Here is a 17,232-nt window from a genome sequence, read left to right as displayed (position 1 = left end):
ACAGTTATTATTTACTTCTCTCTCAAACAAATCTCGCCCCCTTGACGCGTTCAACTCACTACCAACTAATCACAAAAAGCAGTCGTTTTTGAGCTTTATAATAATTGCCAATTGCTCACAGTTGTCAGTTCAGTTAATCTAATGCCAACTACGAAGAGATAGTATTTTTACGATTATTTTGTTATAATGTCAATGTCTAATATAAAAGTTTCTGAAACTTATTGAAAGTATTCATCCCTCTTGCAACTTAGAGTGGTTAAATGAATGTCATGAAAAGCACAACTATTTGGAGGTTAATTATGAATGAAAGAAACGTAGTAGCAGCTGCCCTGCATCAGGTCCTTGCTGATTATTTAACAATTGAAGAAATCTTAGCGCTTTTAGAAAAGCCTAAATCTAGTCAACACGGGGATGTGGCGTTTCCTGTCTTTACGCTTGCAAAGGTTCTGTGCAAAGCACCGCAAGCAATTGCAGCTGATTTAGTTGCAAAAATGCCAACCGAGGCCTTTGAAAAGGTTGAAGTTGTTGGCCCGTATATCAACTTCTTTTTAGATAAAGGCCAAGTTAGTCAAGCTGTGATTAAACAAATTTTAAACGAAAAAGAGCATTATGGCGATGCAGAGATCGGGGAAGGTCGTACGATTCCGATTGATATGTCTTCACCAAACATTGCTAAACCGATGTCAATGGGTCACTTACGCTCAACAGTTATCGGAAATTCACTTGCTAATATCTTAACTAAAATCGACTATTCTCCGATTCGAATCAACTATATTGGTGATTGGGGCACGCAATTTGGGAAATTAATTGTTGCCTATAAAAAATGGGGCAGTGAAGAAGCCGTTAGAAATGCTCCTATCAAAGAATTATTGCGACTTTATGTTGATTTCCATGAAGAAGCTGAAAAGCATCCTGAACTAGAAGATGAAGGCCGTTTATGGTTTAAAAAATTAGAAGACGGTGACGCTGAGGCGACAAAACTTTGGAAGTGGTTTAGGGAAGAGTCCTTGAAGGAATTTCAACGGATTTATGACATTTTAGATATCGAATTTGATTCTTACAATGGCGAATCCTTCTATAATGATAAGATGGATCAAGCCGTTGCATTACTAGAAGAAAAAAACCTACTAGAAACCAATGAAGGTGCTGAAATTGTTGACCTTGAGAAATACAATCTTAACCCTGCTTTAATTCGCAAATCAGATGGCGCAACGCTTTATATCACTCGTGATTTAGCCTCTGCTCTTTACCGAAAGAAAGAGTATGATTTTGCCCAAGCACTCTATGTCGTAGGTAATGAACAATCCATTCACTTTAAGCAATTAAAGGCCGTTCTAACTGAAATGGGTTTTGGCTGGTCAGATGATATTCACCATGTTCCTTTTGGTTTAATCACCAAAGATGGTAAAAAACTATCCACGCGTAAAGGAAAGATTGTTCTATTAGAAGAGGTACTAGGTGAAGCAATCAGTTTGGCCAAGTCACAGATTGAAGAGAAAAATCCAACTCTAGCTAATAAAGATGAGATTGCTAGTCAAGTAGGCGTTGGCGCTGTCATCTTCCATGATCTGAAAAATGATCGCTTAAACAACTTCGATTTTGCTTTAGAGGAAGTCGTTCGGTTTGAAGGTGAAACAGGTCCTTATGTTCAATACACTCACGCTCGCTGTGCCTCAATTCTACGGAAGACAGATTGGACAGCAAAGGCGGAGACTGATTACTCACTAAACGATGTTGAAAGCTGGGAAGTAATCAAACTCTTGCAAGCTTTCCCGCAAATCGTTCAACGTGCAGCAACTAAATACGAGCCATCAGTTATTGCAAAGCATGCTATCCAGTTAGCTCAAGCATTTAATAAATACTACGCTCATGTAAAAATTGTTCATGATGATGAGCAACAAGATGCGCGTTTAGCTCTTGTTTTCGCAGTCAAGACTGTTCTAAAAGAAGGCCTAAGATTACTTGGCCTAAAAGCGCCAGAGGAAATGTAATCACTAAAATCCCCCGTCTGAAAAAAGTCAGACGGGGGATTTTTTATAATATTTCCTTGGAGTATAAAAAAAAGAGTCAGACAAACAGTCTAACTCTCCGATTGATAGCCCTATAGCATCTATGTTAGATCGACGTTTTGACCGATCAAGTACATAATTGGCGCTGAAACACTCATAATGATTAACTCACTTAAAGCCGTCGTACCAAACGTCAGCCAAAATGGAAGTTCAATCGCAATATGAAGCATCAAAGCAATCATGAACATGCTAATAGTAAAGAAAATCGTATTGAAGATCATCCGTTTTTTTATGTCAGTAACGTATTTGCTAATAATAGCCGTTAGCCCTAACGCAATAAAACTTTGACCCCCACCAAATACTACATCTAGCCAGCCAAACTCTGAAAAGAGCATGTTATAAAGGACAACGCCTCCTAAAACACCCCACATAAGCTTTTTGTTAAAAACTACCAGATGATTCAAACTTTCTGATATCCTAAATTGGATCGCCCCTTGTGCAAAAGCAAAAGGTGTTAGCATTGAAAGTGCTAAGTACATGGCCGCTATAACCCCATTGAGAACCAGAATTTTAGTCTTTTTACTACTTGTCATTTTTCTACCTCCTCCAAGTTTTGATGATGCGGGATGGTTGATGAACCGCATTGAGTTTGACAACTTCACACACTGCTAACTCAAAAACAAGTGCTCTTGGATTATAGCGTAGCTTGACGAAATGTGCAACTAATTCTGAAAAAACACTAAAAAATCTTTAGTAACACTCAATTTTACCAACGCAATAATACATGCTCGCACAATGTACTCACACTTGCAAAAATTCCGTAAAATTTCAGATAGTCTGTTTCGCCTAGAAGATACAATTGCAAAGCAATTCCACCAAAAAGAGCTACTTCAACAAATAAACGACCTATCTCATCAAATCTATAGCCTGATTTTGGTGCCATAAAGATCGACCAGAAAATAATAATTGCTATCGGCAACAACACTCCCAGTGCTAGCTTATAACCACCGGTATAATACTTAAATCCGTTTCTTACTAAAAAAAATAACGATGTTACTTCGAGTAAAAATCTTAAACTATCACTGACTACTTTCATCTTACTTGATCTCCTAATTTATTAAGTCACTAAAAACTAACTATATTAGTTTAGTCAATATATAAAAAATTGCAGATCAAGACTGATTGCTTATACCTAACTTTTCACTCATTTTTTATAGCACCGGGCCCCTTTTTACTGCTGAACTGGATCACTTCTATCTATCAGTTTTTTTGACTTTAAGGTGCATGCACATCTATTTTATTCTCAATGTATTTGGAGAAAAGTGTCTCACTATACTTCACTCAGTAAATTGTTACATCAAAAATAAGTAAACAAATCAGTTACAAAAAACTAATTTGCTTACCTATTTTTAAGCTATTCTTTTTAATGTCACATGTCTCGTTACACTGCTCAATATTTTTTTACTACTTTTACCCCTTGCAACCTCTTCTATCACTGGGTTTTAACTCTCAGATTTGAATCTAGATCCAATTTTGGTGTCACGCGGCTCGTGACATCACTCGATATTTTTCTTACTACTTTTATAATTTAAAATCATTCTTATCATTAACCTTCAGTTCACTAATCTAATTCTTGTTCTAGTTTTTTGTCACGCGGCTCGTGACATCACTCGATATTTTTCTTATTACTTTTATAATTTAAAATCATTCTTATCATTAACCTTCAGTTCACTAATCTAATTCTTGTTCCAATTTTTTGTCACGCGGTTTATGACATCACTCAATATTTTTCTTACTACTTTTAAACCTTTCACCCTCTCTTATTATGGGCTTTCAGTTCGCAAAATTAAATCTAGTTTCAATTTTTGTGTCACATGGCTCGTGACACCCCTCAATATTTTTCTTATTACTTTTATAATTTAAAATCATTCTTATCATTAACCTTCAGTTCACTAATCTAATTCTTGTTCTAATTTTTTGTCACGCCACACGTGACACAACGCCATTTTTTTCACGCTCATTCTTTAGTTAGCTCTCTATCTTTCCTCTTTTTTTGTCACGCGGCTTGTGACATCACTCGATATTTTTCTTTTACTTTTATGATTTTAAATCACTCTTATCATTAACCTTCAGTTCACTAATTTAATTCTTGTTCTAGATTTTTGTCACGCCACATGTGACACAACGCCATTTTTCTACCTATATCCGGATTCTCTCAATTCTACAAACAACCCCCCCTACTTGCACAATACTCTTTTATCCTTTAAAAAGAGCTCAAACCTTTCGGACAAAATATAGCTACACAGTCTCTTTAACCAGAATTATCATTTTAAAAAAAGAACATCTTTTTTTCTGCTAACCAGCCTTTTATTCTAATAAAAATCACTTTCTTACTTAAAATAACAACCAATTTATGTTAATTCTCGTTTAACCATCCCCCAGACACTTCCTTAAACAATCTAAAACCATTGAACAATAGGATTCTATATTCTGTATTCACTTATAAAAATAGGGGATCTAAAAACCTTCTCACCTTATTCATACATCAATAACAGAAGACTGTCAACCCTATTCAGGCAACAATTTCGCTAAATTCTCTAATATAACACGTTCTATTTTTAACCACTCAAACAGCTCGATTAAAACAACTATTAATCCCGATTATTTAATACTAATAACACCTAAATCCTATCACATCATTTTTTCTTTCCAAACTAGCAAACTATCAACTGATATAACGTCTATCTCTATCATAAGATTTATATAAACAAACCTCTTATTACGCTATTCTTAACTCTTATGATATTTTTTCAACCAGCTCTCTCATACATGCCACATCTTCTTCAGACAATACAATCGAAGCTGCTTTACTATTTTCATCTAACTCGGCAGTCATCGTTGAACCACTCAAAACATTAACATTGTCGCCCTGTGATAGAATCCAAGCAATTGCCAAGTTGGCTATACTGCAGTCACGAGTGACACACCACTTAACAGTAAAACTCCAGTTGTATTTAAAAGCAAACGACGGTGTTTGGTGCGGCAATTCCACATACTTGTCCCACTGCATTGGCTAGTCCTGACCCTCTCAATTTGGCTGCTGTCGGCCATATTTCTGGCACATGCACAGCTGAAGCATAGCAAATATATATATATAGACAAAGGAGATCAAAGAGAAACTAAGAATTGAAATAACTATAATCGAGCTTTACAGTAAATAGGCATAACCAAGGCTAGCGATGATAATCAACTAGCCCAATCCCATAACTTTTCTAGGAATCTTATCGATGATAAGGGTTGCGATAAAAATCTAAATCGGCGCCCCAAACATACTCATTGTATTCAGCACTATCGAATCTTTTAGATTGATCCCCTGACTAAGAAAAATTGTGGGTAGCCAGTTTCTCAGTGTGTACTGAACCACATTCATCACAATCAAAACAAACGATTCGCTCACATAACACGATCAATAATGTTGTTTGTCAACATTATATTTTTAAAACAAAGATTTTACACTATGGTAAATACTTAAGTTTTTCAAAATATAGGATTATACTTCTAACTGTCTCGTTCTTAAGTAAATATGCTTAGTCTTAATCAAATGAATTTGGTATAATAAAAGTCTGTGAAAGGAGATCAACATGACACAACTCGATTTACATTTAATCATGAATCTAAATGCCGCTAGCGGAAATGCAGCTAAAGCAGCCGACCAACTACTAGCGACATTAACTCATAAAAAAATCGCTCATACGGCTTATATAACCAACTATCAAGGACACGCTATTGAATTAGCAAAAGAACTTTTGGCAACTGTTTTGAAGCCTTGGTCTGAGCATGAGCAAGACACTCCCTTTCCTCTATTGGTGGTTGTAGGAGGTGACGGTACACTTCACGAAGTCATCAATGCGCTTAGCACCCATTTGACCATTCCTATTGCCTATATTCCTTGCGGATCCGGTAATGATTTTGCAAGAGGGATTGGACTTAGTCGTGAGCCTTTAGTTGCCTTAGAACGACTTTTAGCGACACCTGAGCCTCAAAACTATTACCTTCTCCACTACAATGAACTAATTCAAGAAGAGGAAGGCTTGGCAACTAATAATGTAGGCATTGGCATCGATGCAGCAATTGTGGCGCGTTCTAACTCGTCTACATCAAAACGAACGCTTAACAAAGTCAAACTTGGCTCATTGGCCTATCTTTTCGAGGCGATCAATGTCCTAACAAAGCAAAAAGGCTTTCCTTTGATGATTCAAGCCAACGGACAGACCTTCCGTTTTGATAAAGCCTTTCTTTGCACGACTACCAAACATCCATATTTTGGCGGAGGCATAGCAATCGCACCAGCTGCTGATTCCAAATCAGCAATGATCGACTTGATTCTGATAGAACGTATTCACCTTCTGAAGATACTCCATCTAATCGGTCTGCTACTGCGAAAAAAACACATGACTTCTCCCTACGTTCATCATGTCAAAAGTCAGTCCATTCAGATTATTTCAACAACCTCGCAATATGGACAAGCTGATGGTGAAGAGCTAGGGGCTCGTCCATTTGATATTACATTTAGCACTGTTGAACGCGCCTTTTGGCTCTAAAAAGCTTCTTCAAGATGAACAATAAGTCAGTATGTTCATCTTGAAGAAGCTTTTAGTATCATTTTTATTTGGTTTTGGCTTACATAAAATCATAAGGTGTCACTTGAGCCATGCCAATCATTGGATCTATCTCTTGTCCAACTACCTGAGATAACCTTAAAACTAAGTCTTTTTCAGCTTCAACTTCTTGGCTTTCAGTAGGCAGCGTCTCTTCTATTGTAAAAAGAGACAATTCTTCTACCTCAGGCTTAGCCGAACGGGTTACAACATCAACGGCTTTTTCAATCGTGACTGCTTGCTTTTGATCAACTTGTTTGACCTCGGACTCGGTCTCATAGTTACTTTGCTCCTCCTGAACTAAACTAGCCTCAAAGGCCTCAAGTTGAGTTTTAAGAGTGAGTGTCATCGCATCAGCTGATGTAATTCGTTCTTTCAAACTCGTTTTCCGGTTAATTCCTTCATTGTTAACACACTCGCGAAAAGCACCAACCTCGCCTATTAAAATCAAGAGATCCTTACTCCGCGTCAAAGCAGTATATAGTAAATTGCGTTGGAGCATTCGCTGATACTGACGAACCATCGGCAGTATCACCATTTTAAATTCACTCCCCTGAGATTTATGGATTGAGCAGCAATAAGACAGTGTAATTTTATTCCACTCATTCCGTTTATACGAAACTTCTGTGCTATCAAACTGAATAACCAGTTCATCAACCTTATCCTCAGATTCTTTTGCATAGATAATCCCGACAATTTCTCCCATGTCACCATTGAAAACATTAAACTCTGGACTGTTAACTAGTTGTAATACTTTATCACCAATCCTATAGACCTTATCATTCCAAGCCACTTCTTTACGCTGACCATTTTCATTAGGATTGAATATTTCCTGCATCATCTGATTCAGATTATCAATCCCAGCAACACCCCGATACATCGGTGCCAAGACTTGTATATCCTGTGCGCTAAAGCCCTTTGCCTTCGCTTTTGTCACTATTTGACGAATTGTTTGTTCAATTTGATACGCACTAGCATTAAAGAACGAGCGATCTTTATGGTTCGACGTAAAATCATCAGGAAGCTGGCCATTTTTGATACTATGTGCTAAAGGAATAATGCTTGACCCATCCTCCTGACGGTAAATCTCGACGAGTTCTCGACTTGGAATTTCATTAATTCCTAACAAGTCATGTAACACTTGCCCTGGGCCGACAGATGGTAACTGATCCTTATCTCCTACGAAGATCACTTGCATATTTGTCGGAATGGCTTTCAAAAGGGTATTTCCTAGCCAGGTATCGACCATTGACATTTCATCAACAATCAACAGGCCACCCTCAAGTTCCTTTGCCGTTACACTAGTGTTCTTTTCCCGTCCAGTTAATCCTAAAAGACGATGAATCGTACTCGCAGGCAAACCCGTAGTCTCATTCATTCGTTTTGCAGCTCTACCTGTAGGTGCTGCCAACAAAATTGGAAAGATATCGTTATGATAATCCTCAATATCCAATGATAGACCATTTAATTCAGCAAATAATGTGACAATGCCATTAATAACTGTTGTTTTCCCTGTTCCGGGACCTCCCGTTAAAATAAACATTGGCGACTTTACTGCAGCCTTCATCGCATCAATCTGAGACTCACCATAACTTATTCCCAAATTAGTTTCTAATAGTTTAATTGCCGTCATGATGTCATCATCTACATACTTGATTTCTTTTTTTCGGGATAACAATCGTTGAATCGCAGTTCCAATTCCCCACTCAGCAAAAAATAATGAATTCTCGTAAAGGCGTGTCCCCTCCTGCTGAATCTTCCCCTCTTCAACTAAACGAATAATTTCATCAGCCGCTAAATCAGGTCCAATCTCAAAAGGCCGACTGTTTTCAAGCGTTGTAATAGCTTTTCTCAATAACTCTTCTGCTTCAATATATGTATTACCAGTTTCTAAGCAGCTGGCTAAAAGTTCATGTAAGATAGCTGCTCGAATTCGTTGAGGTGAATCAGCGGCATAGCCCATCTGTTCTGCTAAATTATCAGCTCGCTTGAACCCAATGCCTTCAATGTCTTCTGTTAAGCGATAGGGATTTTCTTGAATTATTTCAAGAGTTTCTTCTTTATACAATTGGTAAATAGCCATGGCTAGTTGGCTCCCAAAACCATATTGGTTCAGTCCAATCACGATTTGCTCCATGCCATAATTTAGACGAATTGTGTCAGCAATCATCTGTTGCTTAGCTTTAGTAAGGCCCTTGACCTCAGACAGTCGATCTGGCTGTGCCATAATCACGTCAATTGCTTCTTCTCCTAAGATAGCTACCATATTTTCCGCAGTTTTCTTTCCAATTCCAGGAAAATTTTCTCCCGATAAATAGGCGACCAATCCACTAGCAGAGGTTGGTTTATCCTGTTGATAGGTTTCAACTTGAAATTGCTTACCATATTTGGGATGATCCACTAAGTGTCCACTAAATCGGTAGGTTTCTTCTTCTTGAATCTGCCCAAAATTTCCCGTTACCACAATCTCATTTTCCAAGTAGGCTGTGTTTGTCTCGATAACCTTGACTAGGATTACTTTATAAAAATTTGTCTGATTCTGAAAAAAGATTGCCGCCACTTTTCCCGTTATATGAGAAGTATCATTCCCTATTTCCATTTCTGCCATGTCATCACCTACTTTCAGTTTGACTTCTCTTACTATGATAGCTGTTTGAGTTTTGAAAAACAAGAAAAAATAGCCTCTTCGACAGGAATACTCAATCGAGGTTAACTATTTTTACATTTGTAACAGTCATTAAGTTAGATAACTACTATCATTCCATAATCGAAGTTCAAAAGGCGATGATTTAGTCCCACCCATTCGTAAAATACTTAAGGTATTATTCCCTAGTCCACCCATTTTACGTACGTCACTAATCTGAGCGCCAGCTAAGGTCTGAATACAGCCAGTTAATGTTGTTCCGTGACTTACAAATAAGACTGGGCCAGACTCCTTTTCAGCAGCTTCTAGGATAATTTTATGACCACGAGCTAACATCTCTTCATAAGGCTCACCACCAAATTCAGAGGGATCATATAAATCAGGAGCGTAGCGTAATGCTTCTAAATTAGCCCCATAACGAGCACGAGCCTCCTCTATAAAAGCTCCCTCCAACTCACCCATCCCAATTTCTCTTAACTCATCAGCATAAACAATTTCAGCTGGTTGTTTCAAGTGGCGCTGAATTCCTTCAGCCGTTTCCTTTGCTCGTTTTTGTGGACTGGCGTAAATCTTTGAAAAGGGGATGTCCGCTAAGTATTTACCCAAACACTCAATTTCAGCATAACTTTCTGGTAGCAATGGGGAATCACCTTCCATTCCTTGAAAACGCAAAATTTGATTCCACTCAGTTCGTCCGTGACGAGTAAAATATAAATCCAATAATAACCCTCTTCTCTTAGTTAGTATAAGGAAACAACTAGTCTAATTTGTCATTGTCATAATGATGGGTCAATTCCAAGTTCGGAAACCCTTGCTGGCGTAATGCTTCATAAACGACTAAAGCAGCAGTATTTGATAAATTTAAAGAGCGAACATGCTCATCATTCATGGGAATTCTTAAACATTGTTCCTCATGTGTACGCATAAATTCTTCTGGAAGCCCAGTAGTCTCTTTTCCAAACATAAAATAATGATCCCGACCGTCATTATATGACACTTCGTCATAAGTTCGATGGCCAAATTTTGTGATAAGGTGTAATTCTCCCTCACCTTTTTTTTCAAGAAAATCCATTAAATTTTCATAGTAATGGCTTTCAACATCGTGCCAATAATCTAACCCCGCTCGCTTTAAATGCTTATCATCTGTTGAAAATCCTAAGGGTTCAATTAAATGTAGCGGTGTGTTAGTCGCGGCACAGGTTCTAGCAATATTTCCTGTATTAGCAGGTATTTGTGGTTCAAATAAAACAATATGATTTGTCATGATGTTCTCCTTTTACAGTGTCTATATTCTCTTTCTATTTTAAGAGTCTTTACGATTTTAGGCAAAAAAAAGAACGTATCGGCTCGGTGTCAATTCACTGCGAGTCGCTACGTTAGTGAAGCTTTTTTCACTAACTTTTATCAGAACAGGAATCTGATAAAAACTATCGAAAAATAACTTTAAAACTACTATAACAAAAGGATTTACCTTTTGCAACCTTAATTTGAAATTTCCACTTTTGTAAACGTTTTATTTCTCTCCAACTAAAATTAAGAGATCGATTGTGATTTTTTCAATTAAATTACTTGCGGCTTTTTCCAAAGAATCAGTCGAAGCCCCCCAATGAAGTGGTGACATTTTCAATAAATCTTGTTGCAATTTTTCTGACACATCAAATTGATAGGTCAGTCGTTCTTCTGAAATCAATGTTAGCTCTTCTGAAAATTTTCTGACAACCTTCTCGTTTGAGTAATGTTGCTTCTCCTGCTCATCTTCATAAAACACCTGACGCAATTCTGTTAAGTAGTTTGCCTCTGGAACAATCTTAATTACCTTGCCACCAGATTTTAGCACTCGTCTGAACTCTGCATAATGACTTGGTGAAAAAATATTCAACAAGTGACTCAATTGATGGTCAGCAAACGGAAGATTGGTCATATCGGCAATACACCAAAAGGCCGATACTTCTTGTTCTGTTGCTAATCCCACACCATCTTTCGAGATATCAAAACCAATTTTAGTCCCTTCGACGCCTAATTTCGCCAACTCATTTAAAAAGCTTCCTTCCCCGCAGCCCATATCAACTAAAGTAGTAAGAGTTTCCTCAGACAAAATATCATTGATTTTTTCTAACAGGGGTTGATACAGACCCGCTTGAATCATCTTTTGACGATGGCCTAGCATCTCTCTATCGTAATCTGTTTTAATTGGGTGAGTCAAAAAATTTAGCGTGCCTTTTTTGGATAGATCGTATTGATGATTGTTAGGGCACTTAAGCTGATGTGCTTCTGCGCTAACCATCCTTTCATGACATTTTGGGCAGCGAAATATCGCTAGTTGCTCCTTCAAAAAGAGTTGACCACGATCGATTTTTTTTAACAGCATCTTACTCGTTCCTTTCTAGATAGTTCCCTCTTATCATATCATAATTTTATCACTAACTTATGATACAATAGTTAATGATTCTCAGATTAGTTAAAGAAAGGAACATACAATGTTAATTAAAGAATTTTGCGCAGAGAATTTTACTGATATACCGGCTGCTATTACCGCTGGTGCTAAAAGAATTGAGTTATGTGATAACCTAGCAGTTGGAGGAACGACTGTAAGTCAAGGGGTCATGAAAGAAACTATCGCTTACTGCCATGAAAGAGATGTCGCAGTTATGACAATTATTCGTCCTCGTGGTGGTGATTTTGTCTACAATGACACCGAATTAAAAATCATGCACACTGATTTAATTGAAGCAAAAAAACTAGGAACAGACGGTGTTGTGATTGGCTGCTTAACTGCCGATAATCAACTGGATGAAGAAGCGCTGGAACTTCTTCTTGAGGCCTCAGACGGACTCCAAGTCACATTCCATATGGCTTTTGATCAGCTAGCTGTAAACGACCAATTAAAAGCAATTGATTGGTTAACAGAGCGGGGGGTTACGCGTATCTTAACCCATGGCGGACCGGCCGGAACTCCGATTGATGCTAATCTCACAGCACTCAAAACATTAATCGATTATAGTCAAAATAAACTAACAATACTACCTGGTGGCGGTCTTCATTATGATAACTTTTCAGCAGTAGCAGACGCCCTTAATATTAGCGAAGTACACGGAACAAAAATTGTTAAACTATAAAAAAGGCTTGGCGATTAATCGTCAAGTCTCATTTTTATATGAAATACTGCATAAATAAACTAGCAATGTTGAAATAAATCAAAACACTCGTCAAATCACTAAGAGTCGTGATAAATGGACCACTTGCAACTGCAGGATCAAACCCCAATTTATCCATCAGCATAGGAATCAGACTGCCTGCTAAATTGGCAACTGTAATTGCACAAACCATTGCCATTCCTATAACAAATCCGAGAGGAAAATTTTGTTGCCAGATGCCAACAACCACAAAAATTGTTACTCCCGTCACGGCACCTGTAATTAAACCAGTCAACACCTCACTAAAAATCAAGCTAAAAAAGCCACTATCTTTATCATCCTTAACAGCCAACCTTCTAACAGCGACCGCTAATGATTGAGTTCCAGCATTCCCTGCTGTTCCCGTTATCAAAGAGATAAAAACAGCCAAAATACTCGCTTCACTCACCATGTCTTCATAGCGTCCAATCAACGTAGCAGTTGACATTCCTAAAAATAGTAAGGTAATCAGCCACGGTAGTCGTTTTGACGCCGCTTTAAACGGATTTTCACTTGATTCCTCAACGTCAACCCCTGCCAAACCAGAATAGTCACTAGCAGCTTCTTCATCGATAACATCAATAATATCATCAACCGTGACAATCCCCAACAAATGATCATCATAATCTGTAACAGGAACAGCTAAGAAGTCGTAATCTCGAATGGTTCGCGCAACATCTTCTTGGTCATCACCAACTTTTACCGAAATTACCCGCTCACTCATTAAATCAGAAATCATCACATCATCATCATTAATGATCAAATCACGCAACGAAATAACGCCTACCAATACATTATCCTGATCCACAACAAAGACATAGTAAATAGTTTCAGCCGCCTTGGCTTCATTTTTCAACAAGTACATCGCGGAACGAACAGTTTGATTAGCAACAATGGAGACAAACTCAGTCGTCATAATTGAGCCGGCTGTCTCATCTTCATAATGCAAAAGCTCTTTGATTTCTCTTGCACTCTCCGGATTCATCAAGCTTAGATACTTCGCAACGCTTGTTTTATCCAGCTGATTTAAGGTATCAACGGCGTTATCGGTGTACATCTCCGATAGCATGTCAGCAACATAACTAGGCTTCATTTCAGTTAGATACTCTTCAACATCTTCCTCGTCTTCTTCAATGACATCAAACATATCCGCCATCTCTTTCGGAGATAGATATGTATATAGCCGTTGACGTTCTACTACATTTAAGGACAGGTAAAATTGTCCTTGCTCATAAAGATGTAAATCAAAAAACAACTCCCTAAACTCATTCAATTGATCGGCCTGAAGGTGTGCTAATAATTGCGCGTAAGGTTCTTCAACAGTCGTTTGATTATCGCTCAATGTGTCTCCTCCAATCTATCTCCTCATTTGTTCCTCATAAACACTTCCCATATCATCAGGTAATGGCAATCGTAAATCTAATTGCTTATGGGTAAAAGGATGCTCAAAAGCTAACTGAGCACAGTGTAAGGCCTGTCGAGTAATTCCTAAGCCTAATTCCCCATGATACATCTCATCGCCCAACAGAGGGCAACCAATTGCCTCAAAATGAACCCTGATCTGATGCGTTCTTCCAGTATGTAACTGAATATCCACCAATCCGACCTTTTGAGAGCGATTCTCTAACCAATACTCTGTTTTTGATGCCAAGCCAGATGGGCCTGTTTGCCGTTTTAAAATTGAGCTGAGGTCGCGTTCGATTGGAAGTTCAATCAGTCCGTGAGAGCTTAAATTGTCGAGCTGACCGCCAACTAAAGCTTGATATTTTTTCACTACCTGTTTCTCTCGAAGTAACTTGTCCAACATTGCATGAGCAAAGCCATGTTTGGCAAAAAGCATCAAACCCGTCGTATCACGATCGAGCCGTGTGACTACATGAATCACACGATTAACTGCTTGTCTTTCAGTTAAATAAAATTTGACACGATTAGCCATTGTCCCATTGGGATGATACTGTGCAGGAATAGAGGCCACATTTGTCGGTTTATTTACGACCAAGAAATGATCATCCTCAAACACGACCTCGATCGGTGTAGCATCTAATAATAACGTTTCATGCTCGCCCTCATCTGGAATTTGAATGGTCAAAATATCGGCTCTTTTTAACTGATACAGCACATTTTCGACCTTTTCATTGACCATTATTGTACCACCTTGAAACTTTATCTTGGCCAGTAAACTGCGAGAGACGCCCTTAGATTTAATGTATTGTTTAATTGGCTGTGAGTCCTCTAACTCATAAGTCCATGAAAATCGCATGCTAAGCTTCTCCTTGCCTTTCTGGACTTTCCTCGATAAACGCATCCTTCACTCGACGCCAAAAATGGGTGTGACGATAAGACGTAAAATGAATCCGCTCATCTGCAATCCGGTACTGAATACTTGCAATACTTGATTGCGGCAGATTAAGTTGATCTAATGAAAGTAAATAGTCATCTGCTGGCTGTAAATCAATTCGGATCCATTCATTATTGGCAATAATAATCGGCGATCCTAATGAGCGATATACTCGATTATTCAAAGAAGCAATCTGAGTCATCTGCAAGACATTAACTCGTGGATGAATAACCGCACCACCAACACTTTTATTATATCCAGTTGAACCTGTTGGTGTAGCTACGGACAAGCCATCTCCTCGAAACCGCTCAAAAATTTCTTCTTTAATAAAGATGTCTGCTACCATTGTTCGATTAATCCGCTTGATGGTACATTCATTTAGCGCTAAAAAATGTTGTGTTTCTTTTTGATCCTCAAAAAAGATTGTGACGTCTAATAAAGGATAACTAACGCTACTGCCGTCATCCTTCATTAAGCTTTCAACTAACTCCTCCAACTCATAATCTCGCCAGTCAGTGTAAAAACCCAAATGCCCAGTATGGATTCCCATAAAGCGAATCTTATCTAGCATATGCGCGTATCGGTGAAAAGCTGATAAAAGAGTTCCATCACCGCCAATCGAGATCACGATATCAGGTTTCTTCTCTTCCAATTGAATATCTGTTTGTGCAATTAATTCTTTTAACCTTTCTGTTGCTAACTGTGATTTTTCTGACTGATTGGATATAATCGATACTTTCATCTATTCCACCTCCTATTTAAACCATTACTTAATCTATTAATTCGTCGGGTCCTTTTTTCTCTGTCAGCTCTTCTAACAACTTACTTTCATGCAATTTCAAGAAATCTTGGTAGTATAAATCATCCTGTTTGCCACGGCCATGTGAGAATAAGTGTTGTGCTTCTTGTATTTCTTCACGAATTTTCGACATTTCCTCATCTAGTAAATTAGCGGCTTCTGATGCATTACGTAAGCGCTCATTGATTTCTTGAGGAAACTCACCTTGATACTTATAGTTCAATGAATGTTCAATCGTTGCCCAAAAATTCATTGCTAGGGTTCTGATTTGTATTTCAGCGTAAATCTTTTTTTCACCGCTAATAAGTTGCACTGGATATTCTATAATCAAATGATACGAACGATAACCACTTTCCTTCATATTGGTAATATAATCCCGTTCTTGAACGACACTCATATCTTTACGCCCACGTATCAACCGAACAACTTCATAGATGTCATCGACAAATTGACACATAATGCGCAAGCCAGCAATGTCTTGCATCTCACTTTCCAATTTATCCATTGGAATGCCTCGTAGCTTTGATTTTATCATGATACTATCCGCCGGTTTAACACGCCCAGTAACAAATTCAATTGGCGCATGTTGATTTCTTTCTCTAAATTGCTTGCGGATTCCCTTTAATTTGATTTTCATTTCCGATACCGCTTGTTCGTACGGCGCTAAAAATAATTCCCAATTTTCCATCCTAGCAACCTCGTTTTCATTCTAATTATATCGGCACTACTTTCACTCACTAAATACGTTATTTATCACTATTTAAGGAGTGAACTAGCCCGTTAATGCCACAAGCCTTATTTTAGCATAAAATGGCAAAAAAAGTTAGTGAGCTGTCGCTTCTTTCGCTTACAAATACCTCTCAAAAGGTTATCGGTTGACGACGAAACGATTATCAGGCAAACTAAACGTAATAACTTCCTTTTAGTAATAAATCAGTTACTAGTGGAGGAAAAAAGGAGCTTACACAATGAGTGAAACTATTGAAATCGAATTTAAAAGTCTGCTAACATCAGAAGAGTACCAAAGCTTACTCCATCTTTATTTTTCACCTTCCACGCCCTCTATTACTCAAACCAACAGCTACTATGACACACCCGATTTTCAGCTAAAAAAACTAAGAATGGGACTACGTATACGACAACTCGCCACTAGAGCTGAATTAACCCTAAAATCGCCCCTCCCAATAGGTGATGGCTTACTAGAAACCACAGATGAACTGAGTCTTGCAGATGCAGAAAAACTGATCAAAAAAGGTTCTATATTAAGCGACAAAAATGTCGCTAAAAAAATAAAAGCAGCCGGCATAGATTGCTCAGAGATGGTCATCCACGGTCAGCTTACTACCAAACGCTTTGAGCGCCAGTTAACCCCCTCCATTTTATTAGTATTAGATGAAAGTTGGTATCATGGAAAACACGATTTTGAGCTTGAAATGGAAGTGGCAGATGCCCAAGACGGTAAGGCTTTCTTTGTGAATTTTCTTAAAGAAAATGCGATTGAATATAAGCTCGCCAAAAATAAAATTGTACGTACATTTGAAGCGAAAACGTCTATTTAAGACATTTTATTTCAAATTTAGTCAATTTTCTGATACATTAAGAGTACGAAAA

Annotated in this window: 15 protein-coding genes; 4 read left to right on the top strand and 11 right to left on the bottom strand. The window is 38.0% G+C overall.

All coding sequences use genetic code 11. The annotated features are described in order from the left end of the window. The first annotated feature begins 299 nt into the window (after positions 1-299). A complete protein-coding gene (gene argS, locus AC5KOD_RS10855) occupies positions 300-1,991 on the top strand; it encodes an arginine--tRNA ligase (protein ID WP_496914578.1) in 1,692 nt (563 codons plus the stop codon). Between the two features lie 119 nt (positions 1,992-2,110). On the opposite strand, the gene AC5KOD_RS10850 is transcribed toward argS, so the two are convergent. The 3 genes from AC5KOD_RS10850 to AC5KOD_RS10840 all read right to left on the bottom strand — a co-directional run bounded on the left by AC5KOD_RS10850 (position 2,111) and on the right by AC5KOD_RS10840 (position 5,079). After that, a complete protein-coding gene (locus tag AC5KOD_RS10850; RefSeq protein WP_496914577.1) occupies positions 2,111-2,602 on the bottom strand; it encodes a QueT transporter family protein in 492 nt (163 codons plus the stop codon). 173 nt (positions 2,603-2,775) lie between these two features. Continuing rightward, complete coding sequence (locus AC5KOD_RS10845; protein WP_496914576.1) at positions 2,776-3,105, bottom strand: YrdB family protein; 330 nt, start codon at positions 3,103-3,105, stop codon at positions 2,776-2,778. A gap of 1,701 nt (positions 3,106-4,806) precedes the next feature. Beyond that, positions 4,807-5,079 (bottom strand): aldo/keto reductase, encoded by a 273-nt coding sequence (locus AC5KOD_RS10840; RefSeq protein ID WP_496914575.1) that lies wholly within the window; start codon positions 5,077-5,079, stop codon positions 4,807-4,809. Positions 5,080-5,650: 571 nt separating this feature from the next. On the opposite strand from AC5KOD_RS10840, the gene AC5KOD_RS10835 reads away from it, so the two are divergent. Continuing rightward, positions 5,651-6,610 (top strand): diacylglycerol/lipid kinase family protein, encoded by a 960-nt coding sequence (locus AC5KOD_RS10835; protein WP_496914574.1) that lies wholly within the window; start codon positions 5,651-5,653, stop codon positions 6,608-6,610. Positions 6,611-6,689: 79 nt separating this feature from the next. Here AC5KOD_RS10835 and recD2 read toward each other — a convergent pair whose 3' ends face one another. The 4 genes from recD2 to AC5KOD_RS10815 form a co-directional block, all read right to left on the bottom strand. Further along, positions 6,690-9,275, bottom strand: coding sequence for an SF1B family DNA helicase RecD2 (gene recD2 / locus AC5KOD_RS10830; protein ID WP_496914573.1), 2,586 nt, complete (start codon positions 9,273-9,275; stop codon positions 6,690-6,692). A 129-nt stretch (positions 9,276-9,404) separates the two neighbouring features. Next, the gene (locus AC5KOD_RS10825) at positions 9,405-10,031 is read right to left on the bottom strand and encodes a histidine phosphatase family protein (RefSeq protein ID WP_496914572.1); all 627 of its coding nucleotides are present in this window, start codon (positions 10,029-10,031) and stop codon (positions 9,405-9,407) included. A 37-nt stretch (positions 10,032-10,068) separates the two neighbouring features. Beyond that, on the bottom strand, positions 10,069-10,575 hold the full coding sequence (gene trmL / locus AC5KOD_RS10820; RefSeq protein ID WP_496914571.1) for a tRNA (uridine(34)/cytosine(34)/5-carboxymethylaminomethyluridine(34)-2'-O)-methyltransferase TrmL: 507 nt from the start codon (positions 10,573-10,575) through the stop codon (positions 10,069-10,071). 249 nt (positions 10,576-10,824) lie between these two features. Further along, a complete protein-coding gene (locus AC5KOD_RS10815) occupies positions 10,825-11,676 on the bottom strand; it encodes a methyltransferase domain-containing protein (RefSeq protein WP_496914590.1) in 852 nt (283 codons plus the stop codon). Positions 11,677-11,788: 112 nt separating this feature from the next. Between AC5KOD_RS10815 and AC5KOD_RS10810 the strand changes: the two genes are divergently transcribed. Continuing rightward, positions 11,789-12,427 carry a copper homeostasis protein CutC gene (locus tag AC5KOD_RS10810; protein WP_496914570.1) on the top strand — a complete coding sequence of 213 codons (639 nt, stop codon included), beginning with the start codon at positions 11,789-11,791 and terminating at the stop codon, positions 12,425-12,427. 34 nt (positions 12,428-12,461) lie between these two features. On the opposite strand, the gene mgtE is transcribed toward AC5KOD_RS10810, so the two are convergent. The 4 genes from mgtE to yjbM are packed head-to-tail and all read right to left on the bottom strand — an operon-like array spanning position 12,462 to position 16,309. Next, positions 12,462-13,826: a magnesium transporter gene (gene mgtE / locus AC5KOD_RS10805; protein WP_496914569.1), complete on the bottom strand. Its 1,365-nt coding sequence runs from the start codon at positions 13,824-13,826 to the stop codon at positions 12,462-12,464. Between the two features lie 15 nt (positions 13,827-13,841). Continuing rightward, complete coding sequence (locus AC5KOD_RS10800; protein ID WP_496914568.1) at positions 13,842-14,744, bottom strand: RluA family pseudouridine synthase; 903 nt, start codon at positions 14,742-14,744, stop codon at positions 13,842-13,844. 1 nt (position 14,745) lies between these two features. Further along, positions 14,746-15,564 carry an NAD kinase gene (locus AC5KOD_RS10795; protein ID WP_496914567.1) on the bottom strand — a complete coding sequence of 273 codons (819 nt, stop codon included), beginning with the start codon at positions 15,562-15,564 and terminating at the stop codon, positions 14,746-14,748. Positions 15,565-15,592: 28 nt separating this feature from the next. Beyond that, positions 15,593-16,309, bottom strand: coding sequence for a GTP diphosphokinase (gene yjbM, locus AC5KOD_RS10790; protein WP_496914566.1), 717 nt, complete (start codon positions 16,307-16,309; stop codon positions 15,593-15,595). Between the two features lie 280 nt (positions 16,310-16,589). On the opposite strand from yjbM, the gene AC5KOD_RS10785 reads away from it, so the two are divergent. Beyond that, positions 16,590-17,180: a CYTH domain-containing protein gene (locus tag AC5KOD_RS10785; RefSeq protein ID WP_496914565.1), complete on the top strand. Its 591-nt coding sequence runs from the start codon at positions 16,590-16,592 to the stop codon at positions 17,178-17,180. Positions 17,181-17,232 lie beyond the last annotated feature (52 nt).

The sequence above is a fragment of the Vagococcus sp. WN80Y genome (assembly GCF_059621045.1).
Note: the sequence above shows the minus strand (reverse complement) of the source record. Positions and strands in the feature narration are given on the sequence as shown.

Bases quoted from the DNA above. Each gene is read 5' to 3' on its own strand.
- argS (WP_496914578.1), top strand. From the start codon at position 300: ATGAATGAAAGAAACGTAGTAGCAGCTGCCCTGCATCAGGTCCTTGCT.
- AC5KOD_RS10850 (WP_496914577.1), bottom strand. From the start codon at position 2,602: ATGACAAGTAGTAAAAAGACTAAAATTCTGGTTCTCAATGGGGTTATA.
- AC5KOD_RS10845 (WP_496914576.1), bottom strand. From the start codon at position 3,105: ATGAAAGTAGTCAGTGATAGTTTAAGATTTTTACTCGAAGTAACATCG.
- AC5KOD_RS10840 (WP_496914575.1), bottom strand. From the start codon at position 5,079: ATGCAGTGGGACAAGTATGTGGAATTGCCGCACCAAACACCGTCGTTT.
- AC5KOD_RS10835 (WP_496914574.1), top strand. From the start codon at position 5,651: ATGACACAACTCGATTTACATTTAATCATGAATCTAAATGCCGCTAGC.
- recD2 (WP_496914573.1), bottom strand. From the start codon at position 9,275: ATGGCAGAAATGGAAATAGGGAATGATACTTCTCATATAACGGGAAAA.
- trmL (WP_496914571.1), bottom strand. From the start codon at position 10,575: ATGACAAATCATATTGTTTTATTTGAACCACAAATACCTGCTAATACA.
- AC5KOD_RS10810 (WP_496914570.1), top strand. From the start codon at position 11,789: ATGTTAATTAAAGAATTTTGCGCAGAGAATTTTACTGATATACCGGCT.
- AC5KOD_RS10800 (WP_496914568.1), bottom strand. From the start codon at position 14,744: ATGCGATTTTCATGGACTTATGAGTTAGAGGACTCACAGCCAATTAAA.
- AC5KOD_RS10795 (WP_496914567.1), bottom strand. From the start codon at position 15,564: ATGAAAGTATCGATTATATCCAATCAGTCAGAAAAATCACAGTTAGCA.
- yjbM (WP_496914566.1), bottom strand. From the start codon at position 16,309: ATGGAAAATTGGGAATTATTTTTAGCGCCGTACGAACAAGCGGTATCG.
- AC5KOD_RS10785 (WP_496914565.1), top strand. From the start codon at position 16,590: ATGAGTGAAACTATTGAAATCGAATTTAAAAGTCTGCTAACATCAGAA.